Here is an 18152-nt window from a genome sequence, read left to right on the forward strand (position 1 = left end):
AATTCAACGGACTGGCCGCATCGGTCTCGGCAACCCCGGCGCAGCTGGCGCTCGCCTGGGTGCTGGCGCAGGGCGAGCACGTTCACGCGCTGCCGGGCACCCGCTCGATCCCGCATTTCGACCAGAACCACGCGGCGGCGGGTCTGCATATCGATGCAGAGGTGCTGGAAAAGGCGGGGGCGCTGATGAACCAGCAGACCATCGCCGGTCATCGCTATCCGGACACGATCAAGCCCACCATCGACACCGAGGACTACGTCTGACCCGGTGACGGAACCAAGGGTTCCGGGAGTGGTTCTGACGGCATGGACGATGCCCGAACCGCCCCCGAACCTTCCGCTGAACTGGCGCACGACGATCCCGAACGCCGGAAAACCGACCGCGAGATCGAGCGCGACGAGGCCGGGCTGACCCGCCACGAACGCGGGCAGATCAAGGACAATCTCCGGCTTTCCGCCCGCACCGTCTTCTCCGTGATCCGGCGCGAGGGCGAGGAGGAACTGCACCGCCCGGCGATGTCGCTCTGGTGGTCGGGCATTGCGGCGGGCATCGGCATTTCCACTTCGATCTTCGCGCAGGGCCTGCTTCACAATGCGTTCGAAAGCCATCCCCACCGCGACCTGATCGCGGCGTTCGGTTATGCGATGGGCTTCGTGCTGGTGGTCCTTTCCCGCCTGCAACTTTTCACCGAAAACACGCTGACGGCGGTGCTGCCGCTGCTGGCAGGGCCGAACGGCGAGCGGCTGTGGCGCACGGCGCGGCTATGGGGTGTGGTGCTGGCGGCGAACCTCGTCGGCACTTTCCTCACCGCGCTGTTCATGGACATGCTGGTCGATCCCGCGCACCCGACATTGGCCGGGATGCTTGCCGTTTCGCGCAAGGCGGCTGAGGCGAGCGGGACGGTGGCCCTGCTCGACGGCATGCCCGCTGGCTTCTTCATTGCTGCTTTCGTCTGGATGCTGCCAAGCTCCAAGGGCTTCGAGATCTTCGTGGTTGCGCTTTTCGCCTGGCTGATCGGAGCGGGCGGTTTTACCCACGTCGTGGCCGGTTCCACCGAGATGTTCCTGCTGGCGTTCCACGGCGAAATGCCCATGACGGAGGTATTCGTCCTGCACCTGCTGCCGACGCTGCTCGGCAACGTGCTGGGCGGTACGGGGCTTTTCGCGCTCCTGGCCTATGCGCAGATCAAGGCGGAAATCTGAATGACCGGGGCACGGCGCTGGGCTAGGACCGTCGCATGAACGGCACCAGAGAGATCATCGTTTGCCGCAGCCATTATGGGGCGGGGCCGGATGCGGGCGAAACCCTCGCGATCGCGGTCGAAGCGCCCATCGCCATCGAGACCAACGGCATCGCCTATGCCGTGATGATGGCCACCCCCATCGAGATCGAGGATTTCGTGACCGGCTTCCTCATGGCCGAAGGGCTGGCGGCGGCGGGCGAGATCGGTGACGTAGCCGTCCATCCGGTCGAGAACGGCGCATGGGGCAGGGGCTACGTCGCCCGCGTCAACCTTCCGCCCGAACGCCTCTCGCTGATCGTCGAACGCGCGCGCAGGCGCACCGGCGACAGTTCCTGCGGCATTTGCGGGATCGAGGGCGTGGAAGCCGCCTTGCGTGCCCTGCCGCCCCTCTCGCGCCAAAGCGCGGCCAAGCCCGAGGCGATCCGGCGCGGCCTCGATGCCATGGGCGGCAAGCAGCGACTGGGCCGCGAAACCCGCGCTACCCATGCGGCCGCGTTCTGCGACGAAGAGGGCGTGTTGCTGGCCATCCGCGAGGATGTCGGCCGCCACAATGCGCTCGACAAGCTGATCGGCGCGCTTGCTCGTGATGGCATCGATCCGGCGCAGGGCTTCGTCGTCATGACCTCGCGCTGCTCCTACGAACTGGTCGAGAAGTCCGTGCGGGCAGGCATCCCGCTGCTGGTGACGATCTCCGCCCCCACCGATCTCGCGGTGCGACGCGCGCAGGCGGCGGGCCTCTCGCTTTGCGTCGTGGCACGCGACGATGCCATGCTCGTGGTGGGTGATACCCAAGGTTCCGACGAACGGGCCATGCCGCTCGTCGAACCGTAAATGGGACGGTTCCTGTTTTGCTTGTAGTTTTTTGGGGCCGACCTAGATTCGCTAAAGACGACTACATTTCGAAGGACGGGGATTTTCCTAGATGGCTACGACGACTGATCAGGTGACGGCAGGTGAGTTGAAGCTTACGCCTCCCGATCCGGTGCCGGTGGTGCAGCCTGAAAAGGCCGCCGGTCTCGTGCCGGTGGGCGATGAGCAGAAGTCCAAGCTGCAGGTTCGCGTCGATGAATTCGTGAACGATCTTGTCACGCAGGACGTCAACTCACCCGAGTTCGGCCGCCGCGTCGACCAGATCACCAACATGGGCCGCAAGGAAATCGCCGAGGCTTCGGGCCAGTCGAACCGCTTCCTCGACCGGCCGGTGCGCGCGATGGACAAGGACGCCGGCGTCGGCGCCGACCTTGCCGAACTGCGCCGCACGGTGGAGGACCTCGATCCGTCCACGAAGGGCGACCTGCTCTCGCGCCGCAAGATCTTCGGGATCATCCCGATGGGCAACAAGCTGCGCAACTACTTCGACGGCTACCAGAGCGCGCAGGGCCACATCAGCGCGATCCTCGCCCGCCTGCAGGGCGGCAAGGACGAACTGCTGATGGACAATGCCTCCATCGACGTGGAACGCCAGAATCTCTGGGCGGCGATGGGCAAGCTCGAACAGATGATCTTCATGTCGAAGGCGCTGGACGAGACACTGGAGCAGAAGGCCAACGACCTCGATCATACCGACCCCGCCAAGGCCAAGGCCGTGCGCGAATCCGCGCTGTTCTACGTGCGCCAGCGCACGCAGGACCTGCTGACCCAAATGGCGGTTTCGGTGCAGGGCTATCTCGCGCTCGATCTGGTCAAGAAGAACAACGTCGAACTGATCAAGGGCGTCGATCGCGCCTCCACCACCACGGTCGGCGCGCTGCGCACGGCGGTCACGGTGGCGCAGGCGATGGCCAACCAGAAGCTGGTGCTGGACCAGATCACCGCGCTCAACACCACGACCGCGAAGATCATCGACGGCACCGGCCAGATGCTGAAGGACAATACCGCGCGCATCCATCAGCAGGCGGCGAACTCCACGATTCCCCTGGAAACGCTGAGCCGCGCCTTCCAGAACATCTACGACACCATGGATTCGATCGACACCTTCAAGATGCAGGCGCTCGATTCCATGAAGCAGACGGTGCAGTCGCTGGAAGGCGAAGTCACCAAGTCCAAGGCCTATATCGCCCGCGCGCAGGGGCAGGCCGAAGGGGCCGCCACGCTGGGCGATACGAAGGCGGGAAAGGCGCTGCTGGAGGCGCTGGACTGAGCCTGATAGATTAGCATCATGTCCGAACCGACCTCGAAAGGCCTTGGCTCCCGCGCGGTTTCCACGCGCAGCACCGCCAACCAGGAAATCATCCGCGCCGCCCGCCGCCAGCGGGCCGCGCGGCTCTACAATGCGCGCAAGGAGCGCTGGGCTTTTCGCTGGCGCCGCCTGCGCCGCGCGTTCCTGGCGGTTGCGGGCATCTTCATCGTCGCGTTGACCGCCGGGCTGATCCTCGGCGGGCTTTCCTTCGCGACCACGGTGCTGACCACGCTGCTGGCGTTTGCGGTGTTCTGCTTCCTGTCGGTCTACCCGTCGAGCCCGCGGCTGGGCCTCGGCGATCTCGGCAATGCGACACTGCCCGAACTGGCGGGATCGACCGAAATCTGGCTGGAAAACCGCCGCCGTGCCCTGCCGAGCGCCGCCGTGGACGCGGTGGACATGATCGGGGTCCGCCTCGAACAGCTCGCCCCGCAGCTGGCCTCGCTCCAGGAAAACGGCCCCGCCGCCCATGAAGTGCGCAAGCTGCTTTCGGAGCATCTGCCTTCGCTGGTGGACAGCTACACGCGCATCCCGGCGGAACTGCGCAACAAGCCCCACGCGGGCGGGACGACGCCGTCCGAGCAGCTGGTCGAAGGTCTTGGAGTGATCGCCGGCCAGATCGAGGCGATGAGCCTCGACCTCTCGCGTGGAGATCTCGACGCGCTGGCGACGCGCGGCCGCTTCCTGGAAACCAAATACGTCGATTCCCGCGACGATGCTTGAGCTGCTGACCCGCGCGGGAAGCCTGCCCTTCTCGGTCGCGCTGGCGCTGATGCTGATGTTCGCGCTGCTCCAGATCGTCGGCGCGGGGGATTTTCTCGGCGGCGATGCCGACCTGGATGCCCATGGCGGTCTGCACGCGCATGGCGGGCTGGATGCCGGGCTGCTGTCGGTACTCGGCATCGGCCGGGTGCCGTTCCTCATGTGGCTGATGCTGCTGCTGACCGTGTTCGGGCTGGTGGGCATCTCGGCGCAGGAACTACTGCTTTCGCTGACGGGCCGGACCTGGAGCGCGTGGCTGGTCGCACCCGCGGTCGGCCTTGCCGCGCTGCCGATCACCGGGGCGTTGTCGCGGGGGCTGGGGCGGATCATCCCGCAGGACGAGACGACCGCCATCGACGTGTCGCAGCTGGTCGGGCGCGAGGCGGAAATCCTCGTCGGCACGGCCATGGCGGGCAATCCGGCGCGGGGCCGGGTCTTCGATCACTATGGGCAGGCCCACAATGTCATGGTCGAGCCGGACATCGCCGATCAGCGCTTCGTGCAGGGCGAGAAGGTGCTGCTGGTGCGGCGTGACGGCGATCTCTTCAAGGCCATCGCGCGCGGCGATCACTACCTGCCGCGCCTCGATTGAGGCCTCGCTGCGATCCGCCTATGACAAAGGCGGTTAGCGCGCTGAAAACGGCGCACTCGGGGGCGGTTTTTGTGGGCCTGCGCGGCTCCGTCTGATACTTGCGGACATAGGTTTCAATGCGTTGTGTGCAAGGGAACGCGCACGGCGCCAGGGGGAGTATTGCACCATGAACGACCTCGTCGGCATTGCCATTCTGGCCGGCATTGCCCTTGTCCTGTTTCTGGCGTTGGGCCTCATGCTGGCGCGGCTCTACAAGCGCGCGTCGAAGGAAATCGGTTTCGTGCGGACCGGTTTCGGCGGTGAACGGGTTGTCATGAACGGCGGCGCACTGGTGCTGCCGGTGTTCCATGAGACGATGCCGGTGAACATGAACACCGTGCGCCTTGCCGTGGAGCGCAAGAACCAGGACGCGCTGATCACGCTCGACCGCCTGCGCATCGACGTGAAGGCGGAATTCTATGTCCGCGTTCGCCCCGATGCCGGGGCCATCGCCATGGCCGCGCAGACGCTGGGCGCGCGCACCATGCACCCCGAAGCGCTGAAGGAACTGGTCGAAGGCAAGTTCGTCGACGCGCTGCGCTCGGTCGCGGCGGGCATGACGATGAACCAGCTTCACGAACAGCGCGCGGATTTCGTGCAGAAAGTGCAGCAGGTATCCTCGTCCGACCTGGCGATGAACGGGCTTGAGCTGGAATCGGTCTCGCTGACCGGCCTCGACCAGACTTCGATCGAGCACTTCAACGCCAACAATGCCTTCGACGCCGAGGGTCTGACCAAGCTGACCGAGCAGATCGAACTGCGCAAGAAGGCGCGCAACGACATCGAGCAGGATACCCGCGTCCAGATCGAGACGAAGAACCTCGAAGCGGAGCGCCAGTCGCTCTCGATCCAGCGCGACAACGAATTCGCCCGGCTCGAACAGGAGCGAGAGATCGAGATGCGCCGTGCCGAGCAGGCCGCCGAAGTCGCCCGCGAACAGGCGCTGCGCAGCCGCGAGGCCGAAGAAGCGCGGATCATCGCCAAGCAGCAGGTCGATTCGCAGCAGATCGAGGCCGACCGGACCATTCAGCAGGCCAAGATCGCGCAGGCGCAGGCGGTCGAACTGGCGCGTCAGGGCCAGCAGATTGCCATCCAGAACAAGAGCCGCGAGGAAAGCCAGGCCAAGGCCGATGCGGACGAGGCCCGCGCCAAGGCCGTCGCCGCCGAGGAACAGGTCGTCACCAGCCGCGAGACCGAGATCGCCGAGCGCGCCAAGCGCATCGAACTGATCGAGGCCGCCAAGGAGGCCGAGCGTCAGGCCATCGGCATCAAGGTGCAGGCGGAGGCGGATCGCGAAGCCGCTGCCAACCGTGCCGAAGCCGCAAGGCTGGAAGCGGAGGGTGAGGCCGAGGCCGAAAAGCTGCGCGCCGAAGCCGCCCGCGTGCGCTTCGAGGTGGAAGCCGCCGGTCAGCGTGCGATCAACGAGGCGGCGAACCTGCTCTCGTCCGACCAGATCTCGCTCCAGATGAAGATGGCGCTGCTGAAGGTGCTGCCGGAAGTCGTGCGCGAGAGCGTGCGCCCGCTGGAGGCCATCGATTCGATCAAGATCGTGCAGGTGGACGGGCTTACGCAGAAGGGCGGTTCCGGCGCTTCCTCTGCTGCGGTGGGCGGTTCGGGCAATCTTGCCAACGATGCGGTCAGCGCCGCGCTCGCCTACCGCGCGCAGGCGCCGGTCATCGACGGGCTGATGAAGGAACTCGGCCTCGACGGAACTTCGCTCGCCAATCTGGTCCAGGGCGCGATACCGGTTCCGGCCGCTCCGGTGGCGGCATCCGCGGCCAATGACGAGGCTCTGGCCGCCGAGTAACGGATCGGTGGGAGCTGACCGCTCCCGCTGCTTTCCCGAATGCCTCTATCGCCCGGGCGGCCCGCAAGGCCGTGCCGGGCGTGAGTCGATAGCCGCCCTCCCCGATCCGGGGAGGACTGCTCCTCAGAGTCCCAGTCTGCCGAGTACCCCGCCATCCACCTTGATGTCGCACCCGCTCACATAGGATGCGCCGGGCGAGCAGAGGAATTCCGCCACCGATGCGATCTCGTCGCCAAGCCCCTGGCGGCCGAGAGGGGTCATGCCCATCATCTGGACCATCTGCTCGCTCGCCTTGGCCTCGGCGCGGCTCATCTCGGTGTCGATGAAGCCCGGCGCGATGGAGACGATGCGCAGGCCGCGCGCGCCGAAGGCGGCGGCCTCGCGGCCGACCAGGCCGATCACGCCGCGTTTCGACAGCGTATAACCCATGCCCGGGTTCGTGGCGAAGCGCTCCACGCCTTCGCGGCCCTTGCCCGCCACGAGGTCCTGCACGGCGGCGCTCATGGCGGGATCGGGAATGAGATAGGCTGACAGCGACGAGATCAGCACTGCGCAGCCGCCTTCCTCGAAGCGGGGCAGCAGCGCGGCGACCAGCCTTTCGGTGGCGAAATAGTTCACGTCGAGGATACGCGGCGCTTCGGCCATTGTCGGCGAGAGACCTGCCGTGTGGATCAGCGCAAACAACGCGGCATCGCCCAGCTTGTCGAGCAACTGTTGCGGAAACTCCGGCGCGGCGATGTCGCCTGCGAGCGTGGAGACTTGCGAGCCGCCTTCGCGCAGCTCCGCAGCCACGGTCTCCAGCCTTTCGGCATTCACGTCGCAGAGCAGCAGCGGGCGCCCCTGCGCGGCGAAGCGGGCGGCGACGGGGCGGCCCATGCCCCCGGCCGCTCCCGTGACGATGACGGTTGCGCTCATGACCTCTCCTTCAGGTGCCGTGATCCGGCCTTCGTGCGCAGTCGTAGCGTGGGTGCCGCCGCGTCGCCACCCGCGCGCGGACTTCATCGCCGGGGGGAAAAGCGGCGGCCTATGGCCTAGCTGTTCGCGTCCTTCACCGTCTCCATCGCCACATATGTCGAAGTGCTGGATACATGCGGCAGGCTGGAGAGTTTCTCACCGAGCACGGCCCGGTAGCGATGGATGTCGCGGGTGCGGACCTTGAGGAGGTAGTCGAAGTGGCTGGCGAGCATGTGGCACTCCTCCACCTCGGGAATGCGCTGGATGGCGGCGTTGAATTCGCGCAGCGCCTGCTCGCGGGTATCGGAGAGTTTGACCTCGGTGAAAGCCACATGGTCCAGTCCGAGCGCGACCGGATCGATGACGGCGCGAAAACCCCGGATCACCCCGGATTGCGTCAGACGGCGCAGGCGCACCTGGCAGGGCGTCTTGGACAGCCCGACCACTTTGGCGAGATCGGTGACGCTCATCCGGCCGTCTTCGCGCAGCGCGGCGACGATCTTGCGGTCGTAATCGTCCAGAATGACCGGATCGGTGCGTTTTGCCATTCGATTGAACTGCCGATGAAGCCAAGATAAGTCCGAATGGATCGTCTTGTGCCCGTGAAAAGACAGATTGCCAAGACGGCTTGCGATATTGGCGATTCATGACCCACACGCCGCCCTTCACCGCTTTCGCCCCCGCCGTCAGCGAGCCGACGCCGCTCCGCCGCGCGATCACCGACGCCTTCCGCCGCGACGAGGCCGCCTGCATGGCGCCGCTGCTCGAAGCCGCGACCCTGCCCGAGGCGCAACGCCGCGACGTGCGCGAGACCGCCGGCGCGCTGGTCACCACCTTGCGCGCCAACCACAAGGGTACCGGCGTCGAGGGGCTGGTTCAGGAATACTCGCTCTCCAGCCAGGAAGGCGTGGCGCTCATGTGTCTGGCCGAGGCACTGCTGCGCATTCCCGACAATGCGACGCGCGATGCCCTGATCCGTGACAAGATCTCCGACGGCGACTGGAGCGCGCACCTCGGCGGCGGCAAGTCGATGTTCGTCAATGCGGCGACCTGGGGCCTGGTGGTCACGGGCAAGCTGGTCGGTTCCGTGGACGACAAGGGCCTCGGGGCGGCGCTGACCCGCCTCGTCGCCCGCGCCGGTGAGCCGGTGATCCGCCGCGGCGTCGATCTCGCGATGCGTCTGATGGGCGAGCAGTTCGTCACCGGCGAGACCATCGGCGAAGCGGTGAAGCGCGCCAAGGAGCTGGAAGAAAAGGGCTTCCGCTATAGCTACGACATGTTGGGCGAAGCGGCGACGACCGCCGCCGATGCCGATCGCTACAACGACGACTACGTGAACGCCATCCACGCCATCGGCAAGGCGAGCGCGGGCCGCGGCATCTACGAAGGCCCGGGCATTTCGATCAAGCTCTCGGCCCTCCACCCGCGCTACAGCCGCGCGCAGGCGGGCCGGGTCATGGGCGAACTGCTGCCGCGCGTGAAGGCGCTGGCCGTACTCGCCAAGGGCTACGACATCGGTCTCAACATCGATGCCGAGGAAGCCGACCGCCTCGAACTCTCGCTCGATCTGCTGGAAGCGCTGGCACTCGATCCGGACCTCAAGGGCTGGGACGGTCTCGGCTTCGTGGTGCAGGCCTATGGCAAGCGCTGCCCCTTCGTGCTGGACTGGATCATCGACCTGGCCCGCCGCGCCGGTCGCCGCATGATGGTGCGCCTGGTCAAGGGCGCCTATTGGGACGCCGAGATCAAGCGCGCCCAGGTGGACGGCCTGGCCGACTTCCCGGTCTATACCCGCAAGGTCCACACCGATGTGTCCTACGTCGCCTGCGCGAAGAAGCTGCTGGCTGCGCCCGACGCGGTGTTCCCGCAGTTCGCCACCCACAACGCGCAGAGCCTGGCGACGATCTACCACCTTGCCGGGCCGGACTTCGTGGTTGGTCGCTACGAGTTCCAGTGCCTCCACGGCATGGGCGAACCGCTCTATTCGCAGGTCGTGGGCAAGGACAATCTCGACCGTCCCTGCCGTATCTACGCGCCGGTCGGCACCCATGAGACGCTGCTGGCCTATCTCGTGCGCCGCCTGCTGGAAAACGGTGCGAACTCCTCGTTCGTGAACCGCATTGCCGATCCGGCCGTGCCGGTGGAGGACATGGTGGCCGATCCGGTCGACGTCGTTCGCGCCATGCCCAATCCCGGCGCCCGCCACGACCTGATCCCGCTCGCCGCCGACCTCTACCCCGGTCGCCGCAATTCCGATGGCATCGACATGGCCGACGAGACCGCGCTCGCCGCGCTCTCGGAAGACTTGCGCCGCTCCGCCGCGCGCGAATGGTTCGCCATGCCCGCCAATGCGCAGGGCGATGCCCGCGCCGTGCTGAATCCGGCGGATCACGAGGATATCGTGGGCCGGGTGATCGAAGTCGCTCCGGAAGCGGCTGCCGTCGCCGTCGCCCGCGCCGCCATCAGCCGCTGGGGCCAGGTGCCGGTGACCGAGCGCGCGGCCATGCTCGATGCCGCTGCCGACGCCATGCAGGCGCGGATCGGCCTGCTCATGGGCCTCGTCATCCGCGAAGCGGGCAAGTCCGCCGCCAATGCCATCGCCGAAGTGCGCGAGGCGATCGACTTCCTGCGCTACTACGCCAGGCAGGCGCGCGAGACTTTCGGTGCCGATCAGGCACCGCTCGGGCCGGTGGTCTGCATCAGCCCCTGGAACTTCCCGCTGGCGATCTTCGCCGGACAGGTCGCCGCTGCGCTCGTCGCGGGCAATCCGGTGCTGGCGAAGCCCGCCGAGGAGACCCCGCTGATCGCCGCCGAGGCGGTGCGCCTGCTGCATGAGGCGGGCGTTCCCAAGGACGCGCTCCAGCTGCTGCCGGGTGAGGGCATGCTCGGTGCCGCGCTGGTCGCCGCGCCGCAAGTGGCGGCGGTGATGTTCACCGGCTCGACCGAAGTGGCGCGGCTGATCCAGAAGCAGCTTGCGGGCCGTGTCTCGGCTCTTGGCCATGCGATCCCGTTTATCGCCGAGACCGGCGGCCAGAATGCGATGATCGTCGATTCCTCGGCGCTGGCCGAGCAGGTGGTGGCGGACGTGATCGCCTCGGCCTTCGACTCGGCTGGACAGCGCTGCTCGGCGCTGCGCGTGCTCTGCCTTCAGGAAGACGTTGCCGATCGCACCCTGACGATGCTCAAGGGCGCCCTCGCGGAACTGCGCGTGGGCAATACCCAGGAACTCGCGGTGGACATCGGCCCGGTCATTACCGCCGAGGCCAAGGGGATGATCGACGGCCATGTCGCGCGCATGAAGTCGCGCGGCTGCAAGGTCGAGCAAGTGGCGATCCCGGCGGCCTGCGAGGCGGGTACGTTCGTGGCGCCGACGATCGTCGAGATTTCGACCATCGCCCAGCTCGAACGCGAGGTGTTCGGCCCGGTGCTCCACGTCGTGCGCTTCAAGCGCGATGACCTGCCTGCGCTGATCGAGGCGATCAACGATACCGGCTACGGCCTGACGTTCGGCCTTCATACGCGTCTGGATGCGACGGTGGAGCAGGTCACTTCGGCGATCCGCGCGGGCAACCTCTACGTCAACCGCAACACCATCGGTGCGATCGTCGGTGTTCAGCCGTTCGGCGGGCGCGGGCTTTCGGGCACCGGGCCGAAGGCGGGCGGTCCGCTCTATCTCGGCCGACTGGCGCGGCAGGCGCCGCAAGTGCTGGATGCGCCTGCGAAAGTCGCGCCGCTGGTCGAGGCTTTCGCGACCTGGCTGAGCGGCCGGGGCGATGCGGCTTCTGCCGCTGCGGCGCGGGCGATGGCGGCGAGTTCGGGGCTGGGCCTCGAACTGTCCCTGCCGGGGCCGGTGGGCGAGACCAACCTCTACGCCCTCCATCCGCGTGGCCGCGTGCTGCTGCGTCCGACGACCTCTGAGGGGCTTTATGGACAGATGGCGGCGGTGCTGGCCAGCGGCAATACCGCGACGGTCGAGGGTATGGCGCTGCCCGCCGGTCTGCCGGAAGCGGTAGCGGCACGCTTCGCTCCGAACGCCGGCGAGCACTTTGCGGCCTGTCTGGTCGAAGGCGATGCCGAGGCAGTCCGCGCGGCCTGCAAGGCGGTGGCGGAGCTGCCGGGGCCGATCGTTCCGGTCCATACCTCGGCCGGTCCGAACCTGGTCTGGCTGCTGGAAGAGGTCTCGACCTCGATCAACACGACGGCGGCGGGCGGCAATGCCAGCCTGATGATGATCGGCTAATTCTTCGTCATTGCGAGGCCCGCAGGGCTGCGGCAATCCAGAGCGGAGCGTCCTTTGCTCTGGATTGCTTCGCTTTGCTCGCAATGACGAAAAACAACGAAAAAGGCCCGCGAGTGAGGAACTCGCGGGCCTTTTTTCATGGGCTGGAGGACGTGTCAGCAGGCCGGAAGCGGTTGGCCGCTTACTTCGTCCTCGCGCTTGTGCAGCGCGAGTGTCACCAGGAAGATCGCCAGACCGCCGAGCGAGAGCGCGGTGCCGATCCAGCCCGTCGAAGTCAGGCCGTAACCGGCCGAAATCGCGAGGCCGCCGAGCCAAGGGCCAAGCGCATTGGCCATGTTGAAGGCGCTGTGGTGCGCGGCGGCGGCGAGCGCCTGGGCGTCTCCGGCCACGTCCATCAGGCGGGTCTGGAGGATCGTGCCGAGGCCGCCCGCGAAGCCGATCATCACCACGACGACGCTGAGCGTCCAGACATTGCTGGCCGCCATCGGGAACAGGGCGAGCGCGAAGGCGCTGAACAGCAGCGCGCCGATCGCGGCCTTGTTCAGCGAACGGTCGGCGGCCCAGGCCCAGAACAGGTTGCCCACCGTCATACCGACGCCGAAGACCGCGAGGACCACCGGCACGAGGTGCTCGGAGACCTTGGTTACCTCGATCATGGTCGAGGCGATGTAGGTGTAGACGGCGAAGAGACCGCCGAAGCCGATGGCGCCGGTCAGCAGGGTCAGCAGCACTTGCGGGCGGCGCAGTGCGCCGAGTTCGCGCATCGGGCTGGCGCCCTCGGCAGCCTTCTGGTGCGGGGCATAGAGCGCGACGAGCGCCATGGTGATGACGGCGAGTACGGAGACGATGGCAAAGCCGGTGCGCCAGCCAAAGGCCTGCCCGAGCCAGTTGGCCAGTGGCACGCCGATGATCGTCGCGACCGTCAGGCCCGACATGACCAGCGCCACCGACTGCGCGCGCTTGTTGGCAGGCACCATCGAGGCGGCGACCAGTGCGGCGATGCCGAAGTAGGCGCCGTGCGGCAGGCCGCTGATGAAGCGGAACAGCAGCAGCAGCGGGTAGGTGGGCGCCATGGCCGACAGGGCATTGCCTACCGCGAACAGAGCCATGAGCCCGATCAGCAGCGCGCGGCGGGGCAGTTTGGCCGCCAGCACCGCGATGATGGGCGCGCCGACAACCACGCCCAGCGCATAAGTGCTGATGGCATGGCCCGCTTCAGGCTCGGTCAGGCCGAGGTCGCGGGCGAAATAGGGCACGAGGCTCATCGCGGCGAATTCGGTGGTACCGATGGCGAAGGCACCCATCGCCAGCGCCAGGATCACCAGGGCGGGATGGGTATGGAGTTCGGCGTTCTGCTGTCTGGTCATGTTGCACTGCAATATTGGGGGCACTTGCGATCTAGTGGACCGCTTCGCCATGCCAACCCGCCGAAAGGTGCAATATTTGCACCTGCGGTCCCGATTGTTGCAATGTGTTGCGTAAAATGGGGCGGCCCTTCTTTCGTCATTGCGAGCGTAGCGAAAGCAATCCAGAGTCCTCGCAGAGCCGCTCTGGATTGCTTTCGCTACGCTCGCAATGACGAAGCGACTATGAAGCCGTTCGAATGCTGCCGTCATCCTGAACTTGTTTCAGGATCCATTTTTCGGCCTCGCCCGGCGGTCGCGTGGACAATGCCGCGATGGCAATTTGGCACTCGCAACACTGCGTTAGCGGCGAGATGGATCCTGAAACAAGTTCAGGATGACGAAGGATTTAAGGACGGGGGCAGCGCTCGAAGTAGAGCCGAAGCTCGATCAAAGCCCCGGATCGAACTCGGGCGCGTTCTTGGTCGTGTAGTCCGAATGCGTGGCGACATGGATGCCGCACTCGGTCTTGTTCCAACCGCGCCAGCGGCCCGAACGCGGGTCTTCGCCGTCCGCGACTTTGCTGGTGCAGGGCATGCAGCCGATCGAGGGATAGCCCTGCGACACCAGCGGATGCGGCGGCAGGTCGTGCTCGGCGATATAGGCAGCGATGCGCTCCGGCGACCAGTCGATCAGCGGATTGATCTTGAGGCGGCCCTGCGCGTCGGCGGTGTCCACCTCGAAGCGGGGCAGGGTGGCGCGGGTCGAGGCCTGGAACGCCTTGCGGCCGCTGAACGAGGCATCGTAGCCGAGCAGGGCCTTTTCCAGCGGCTTCACCTTGCGGATTTCGCAGCAGCCGTCGGGATCGTAGGACCAGCGCAGGCCGTTCTCGTCCTTCTTCGCCAGTTCTTCGACATCGGGCAGGAGATTGATGAGATTGGTCAGGCCCAGCCGCTCGACCAGCAGGTCGCGGTAGGCGAGAGTCTCGGGGAAATGCTTGCCGGTATCGAGGAACAGCACCGGCACGTTCGCATCGACGCGGCTGACGAGGTGCAGCAGCACCGCCGATTCCGCACCGAAGCTGGACACGATCGCGATATCGCCCGCCATGCCTTCCTTGAGCACCGTTTCGAGCATCTCGCTCGTGTCGGTGCCGCGGAAGAGGCGGTTCAGGCGAACGGCATCGGCCTCGTCGAAACGGGGGCCGGTGTCGATCAGGTCGCGGATACGTGCAGCTTCGGTGTGGGGCATCGGTAGTTCCCTATAGCTGGACGGTTACGCCGGGTGGCGCTTCGCCCAGATCGCCGGGCGACCGTCGACGACGGTGGCCTGGTAGACGTTTTCCCAGCGATCGAACGCGGTGCGGGCGTCCTCTTCGTTGAGAGCCTTTTCGGGCGCGAAGGCATCGAAGCCGCAGCGCCGCAGGTGATGGAGCATGTCGATCACCAGATCGCCTACCGCGCGCATCTCGCCCTGATAGCCTGCTTCGCGCAGGATGCGGGCCGAGGAATAGCCGCGCCCGTCGGTCCAGGCCGGGAAGCTCACTTCCACCAGCGAGAGGCGATCAAGGTACGGCAGCAGGTCGCGCGCGTCGTCGCCCGGCTCGATGCGGACGGCGGTGGCGTTGGACTGTTCGGAGAACGAATCCACGGTGACGGCGGGGTCGTTGACGGTTTCGTCGTCACGGAAGCGGAACTGGACGTCAACCATAGATGGCCTCCTTGAACGGGTCCATGCCGATACGGCGATAGGTGTCGAGGAAGCGTTCCTCGCCCTGCTTGTTGGCGAGATAGACTTCGGTGGCCTTTTCGATGGCGTCGACCACGCCGTCCTCGGTGAAACCGGGGCCGATGATCTTCGCGAGCGAGGTATCCGCGCCCTCGCTGCCGCCGAACAGGAGCTGGTAGTTTTCCAGGCCCTTCTTGTCGACGCCGAGGATGCCGATGTGGCCGGCGTGGTGGTGGCCGCAGGCGTTGATGCAGCCGGAGATCTTCAGCTTCAGCTCGCCGATCTCGGCCTGGCGCTGGGCGCTGCCGAAACGCTCGGAGATCTTCTGCGCGACCGGGATCGAACGCGCATTGGCCAGCGAGCAATAGTCGAGCCCCGGGCAGGCGATGATGTCGCCCACGGTGTCGAGGTTGGAGGTGGCGAGACCGGCTTCGTCCAGCGCCTGCCAGACGGTGTAGAGGTCGGCCTTGCGAAGGTGCGGGAAGACGATGTTCTGGGCGTGGGTCACGCGCAGTTCGTCGAAGCTGTAGTCCTTCGCCAGCTTGGCCATCAGGCGGATCTGGTCGGCCGTGGCGTCGCCGGGAATGCCGCCGACGGGCTTGAGGCTGACCGTGGCGATCACGTAGCCCGCCTGCTTGTGCGCATGGGTGTTGCGCTCGACCCAGAGGCGGAAGTCGGGATCGGTCAGGTCCAGATCGTCCGACAGACCGGCTTCGTAGGCCGGGCCGGTGAAGTGGGCCTTGATGCGTTCCAGCTCGGCGAGCGGCGGCTCGATCGGCTGGGAGAGCAGGTGCGCGAACTCTTCCTCGACCTGGCGGACATATTCGTCGCGGCCCAGTTCGTGGACGAGGATCTTGATGCGCGCCTTGTACTTGTTGTCGCGGCGGCCGTAGCGGTTGTAGACGCGCAGGCAGGCTTCCGAATAGGTGATCAGCTGGTCCAGCGGCACGAACTCGCGGATCAGCGGGGCGATCATCGGGGTGCGGCCCATGCCGCCACCGGCGTAGAACCGGGCGCCGATCTCGCCGGCGTCATTCTTCACCATCTTGATGCCGATGTCGTGCAGACGCATCGCCGCGCGGTCGGTCTCGGAGGCGATGACGGCGATCTTGAACTTGCGCGGCAGCACCAGGAATTCCGGGTGGAAGCTGGACCACTGGCGCAGCAGTTCCGCATAAGGACGCGGATCGACGATCTCGTCGGCAGCGGCACCGGCGAACTGGTCGGAGCTGATGTTGCGGATGCAGTTGCCGCTGGTCTGGATGGCATGCATCTCCACCTTGGCGAGTTCGGCCAGGATGTCGGGCGTGTCTTCCAGCTTGATCCAGTTGTACTGGATGTTCTGGCGGGTGGTGAAGTGGCCGTAGCCGCGGTCATACTTGTCCGCGATGTCGCCCAGCAGCGTCATCTGCGCAGAATTCAGCGTGCCGTAGGGCACCGCGACGCGCAGCATGTAGGCGTGAAGCTGGAGGTAGAGGCCGTTCTGCAGGCGCAGCGGCTTGAACTGGTCCTCGGTCAGGTCGCCCGCGAGGCGGCGGCGCACCTGGTCGCGGAATTCAGCGACCCGCGTGTCGACCATCTGCTGGTCGTATTCGTCGTACTTGTACATCAGATCACCCAGTCTGCGGCTGCGGGGTCGGAGGCCTTCGGCGTCAGGTCGAGGCGCACGGTCGGGCCGAGGGCGCGGATGCGCTCCTTGATATGGGCGGGGCGGATGCCCTCAGCGGTCTTCTCGCCATCGACGACATAGGCGGCGACGACGTGCTGAGCGCCTTCCTCGCGCGCCACCAGGGCGGCGCCATGTTCGCCCACGTCGGCGGATTCGTTGACGTCGAGCGACCAGCCCACGCCGGTCCACCAGATGACCGCTCCGGTCTTCAGGTCGTTGCCCGTCAGGATCTTCACTTTGTTGCCTCCAGCGCCAGGGCGCGAATGGTGTTGTCGGGTTCTGCGGTGACGTGCCCGATAACGATAAGCGCGGGACTTTGCACCTTCGCATCCGCGATCAGGTCGGCAAGTCCGGCAAGCGGTCCGCGCAGCACGCGCATGGCCGAGCGGGTGGCATTCTCGATCACCGCCACCGGCACGTCGGGGGCGAGGCCGTCCGCCATCAGCTTCTCGGCGATCTGGGCGGCCGTGGCGATGCCCATGAAGATCACCAGGGTGCGGCCCTTGCCCGCAAGGCCCGACCAGTCCTGGTCGGTCAGGCCCTTGCATTGCCCTGCCACGAAGGTGACGATCGAGGCATGGTCGCGGTGGGTCAGCGGGATTTGTGCGGCGGCCGAGGCGCCCAGCGCCGAGGAGATGCCGGGCACCACTTCCACCGGCACACCGGCAGCATGGCAGGCTTCCGCCTCTTCGCCGCCGCGTCCGAACACGAAGGGGTCGCCGCCCTTGAGGCGAACGACGTCATGTCCCGCCAGCGCCTCGCGCACGAGCAGGGCGTTGATCTCTTCCTGCTTCATCGTGTGGCGGGCGCGGCTCTTGGCCACCGAGACCAGGCGTGCCGAAGGCTTCGCCATGGCCAGGATTGCCGGATCGACCAGTCCGTCGTGCACGATCAGCGCGGCGTTCATCAGCAGCCGCGCGGCGCGCAGGGTCAGGAGATCGGGATCGCCGGGACCGGCGCCGACCAGAAAGACTCGACCTGGAGAGGCAGGATTCGCTTGCATGGTGGCGCAGATGATCCTCCGCGCGTCCGATTGCCAGCGATAATGGCTTTGCCCGGGCCAAGGGAGGCTTTAGCGCCTGTGCGGAAGGCGGTCAGGCGACCTCGGCTTCCCGATGTTCGATGGCCATTTCCGGCGATTCCGGATTGCTGCTCGGCGCGCGGTCGGGACGGCCGAGGAAATAGCCCTGGGCTTCCTCGCAGCCTTCGTTGATGAGCAGTTCGAACTGGCTCTGCGTTTCCACGCCTTCCGCCAGGACCGGGATTCGCAGCGACTGGCCGAGCGCCAGGACCGCGCGGATGATGGCGCGGGCCTGCTCGTTCTCGTCCGATTCGAGCAGGAACGACTTGTCGATCTTGATCTTGTCGAACGGGAAGGAATGGAGGGTGTCCAGCGAGGAATAGCCGGTGCCGAAGTCGTCCATGGCGATGGCCACGCCCAGTTCCTTCAGCTGGCGCAAGTTGTTGAGCGCGCGGGTCTTGTCGGTGATGATCGCGCTTTCGGTGATTTCCAGTTCGAGGCGCGAAGCGGAAAGTCCGGTTTCCGCCAGCACCCGCGCGACGATCGGGTGCTGGCGGAAACCGGACTTTCCGCTT

At 66.4% G+C, this 18152-nt stretch carries 16 protein-coding genes and 1 pseudogene; 8 read left to right on the forward strand and 9 right to left on the reverse strand.

Annotation, left to right across the window (positions count from 1 at the left end; genetic code table 11):
* The 7 genes and pseudogenes from V7066_RS12670 to V7066_RS12700 form a co-directional block, all read left to right on the forward strand.
* Positions 1-263 (forward strand): annotated as a pseudogene (locus tag V7066_RS12670) (aldo/keto reductase); the annotation flags it as partial.
* A gap of 42 nt (positions 264-305) precedes the next feature.
* Positions 306-1202: a formate/nitrite transporter family protein gene (locus tag V7066_RS12675; RefSeq protein ID WP_334183399.1), complete on the forward strand. Its 897-nt coding sequence runs from the start codon at positions 306-308 to the stop codon at positions 1200-1202.
* Between the two features lie 35 nt (positions 1203-1237).
* Positions 1238-2074, forward strand: coding sequence for a formate dehydrogenase accessory sulfurtransferase FdhD (gene fdhD, locus V7066_RS12680; RefSeq protein WP_334183400.1), 837 nt, complete (start codon positions 1238-1240; stop codon positions 2072-2074).
* A 91-nt stretch (positions 2075-2165) separates the two neighbouring features.
* Entirely contained in the window at positions 2166-3383 is a 1218-nt protein-coding gene (locus V7066_RS12685; protein WP_334183401.1) for a toxic anion resistance protein, read from the forward strand.
* Positions 3384-3401: 18 nt separating this feature from the next.
* Entirely contained in the window at positions 3402-4145 is a 744-nt protein-coding gene (locus V7066_RS12690) for a hypothetical protein (RefSeq protein ID WP_334183402.1), read from the forward strand.
* Complete coding sequence (locus tag V7066_RS12695) at positions 4138-4776, forward strand: YqiJ family protein (RefSeq protein ID WP_334183403.1); 639 nt, start codon at positions 4138-4140, stop codon at positions 4774-4776. The genes V7066_RS12690 and V7066_RS12695 overlap by 8 nt, the downstream gene beginning before the upstream one ends.
* A gap of 166 nt (positions 4777-4942) precedes the next feature.
* Entirely contained in the window at positions 4943-6622 is a 1680-nt protein-coding gene (locus tag V7066_RS12700; RefSeq protein WP_334183404.1) for a flotillin family protein, read from the forward strand.
* Positions 6623-6745: 123 nt separating this feature from the next.
* Here the strand turns inward: V7066_RS12700 and V7066_RS12705 are convergent, their stop codons facing one another.
* Together V7066_RS12705 and V7066_RS12710 are read right to left on the reverse strand one after the other, a co-directional pair.
* Positions 6746-7537, reverse strand: coding sequence for an SDR family NAD(P)-dependent oxidoreductase (locus V7066_RS12705; RefSeq protein ID WP_334183405.1), 792 nt, complete (start codon positions 7535-7537; stop codon positions 6746-6748).
* A 116-nt stretch (positions 7538-7653) separates the two neighbouring features.
* A complete protein-coding gene (locus tag V7066_RS12710) occupies positions 7654-8124 on the reverse strand; it encodes an Lrp/AsnC family transcriptional regulator (RefSeq protein WP_334183406.1) in 471 nt (156 codons plus the stop codon).
* 98 nt (positions 8125-8222) lie between these two features.
* Here V7066_RS12710 and putA point away from each other — a divergent pair, with 98 nt between their 5' ends.
* The gene (putA, locus tag V7066_RS12715) at positions 8223-11816 is read left to right on the forward strand and encodes a trifunctional transcriptional regulator/proline dehydrogenase/L-glutamate gamma-semialdehyde dehydrogenase (RefSeq protein ID WP_334183407.1); all 3594 of its coding nucleotides are present in this window, start codon (positions 8223-8225) and stop codon (positions 11814-11816) included.
* A gap of 155 nt (positions 11817-11971) precedes the next feature.
* Here putA and V7066_RS12720 read toward each other — a convergent pair whose 3' ends face one another.
* The 7 genes from V7066_RS12720 to V7066_RS12750 form a co-directional block, all read right to left on the reverse strand.
* Positions 11972-13183, reverse strand: coding sequence for an MFS transporter (locus tag V7066_RS12720; RefSeq protein ID WP_334183408.1), 1212 nt, complete (start codon positions 13181-13183; stop codon positions 11972-11974).
* 426 nt (positions 13184-13609) lie between these two features.
* Positions 13610-14410: a phosphoadenylyl-sulfate reductase gene (locus tag V7066_RS12725; protein ID WP_334183409.1), complete on the reverse strand. Its 801-nt coding sequence runs from the start codon at positions 14408-14410 to the stop codon at positions 13610-13612.
* Between the two features lie 24 nt (positions 14411-14434).
* The gene (locus tag V7066_RS12730) at positions 14435-14869 is read right to left on the reverse strand and encodes a DUF934 domain-containing protein (RefSeq protein ID WP_334183410.1); all 435 of its coding nucleotides are present in this window, start codon (positions 14867-14869) and stop codon (positions 14435-14437) included.
* Complete coding sequence (locus V7066_RS12735; RefSeq protein WP_334183411.1) at positions 14862-16496, reverse strand: nitrite/sulfite reductase; 1635 nt, start codon at positions 16494-16496, stop codon at positions 14862-14864. Before V7066_RS12735 ends, V7066_RS12730 begins: the two co-directional genes overlap by 8 nt.
* Positions 16496-16792: a DUF2849 domain-containing protein gene (locus tag V7066_RS12740; protein ID WP_277666574.1), complete on the reverse strand. Its 297-nt coding sequence runs from the start codon at positions 16790-16792 to the stop codon at positions 16496-16498. The genes V7066_RS12735 and V7066_RS12740 overlap by 1 nt, the downstream gene beginning before the upstream one ends.
* The gene (gene cobA, locus V7066_RS12745) at positions 16789-17559 is read right to left on the reverse strand and encodes a uroporphyrinogen-III C-methyltransferase (RefSeq protein WP_334183412.1); all 771 of its coding nucleotides are present in this window, start codon (positions 17557-17559) and stop codon (positions 16789-16791) included. Before cobA ends, V7066_RS12740 begins: the two co-directional genes overlap by 4 nt.
* A 91-nt stretch (positions 17560-17650) precedes the next feature.
* On the reverse strand, positions 17651-18152 hold a 502-nt coding region (locus V7066_RS12750; protein ID WP_334183413.1), incomplete at its 5' end, for an EAL domain-containing protein.

This window comes from Novosphingobium sp., from assembly GCF_036820275.1.
Classification (GTDB): Bacteria; Pseudomonadota; Alphaproteobacteria; order Sphingomonadales; family Sphingomonadaceae; genus Novosphingobium.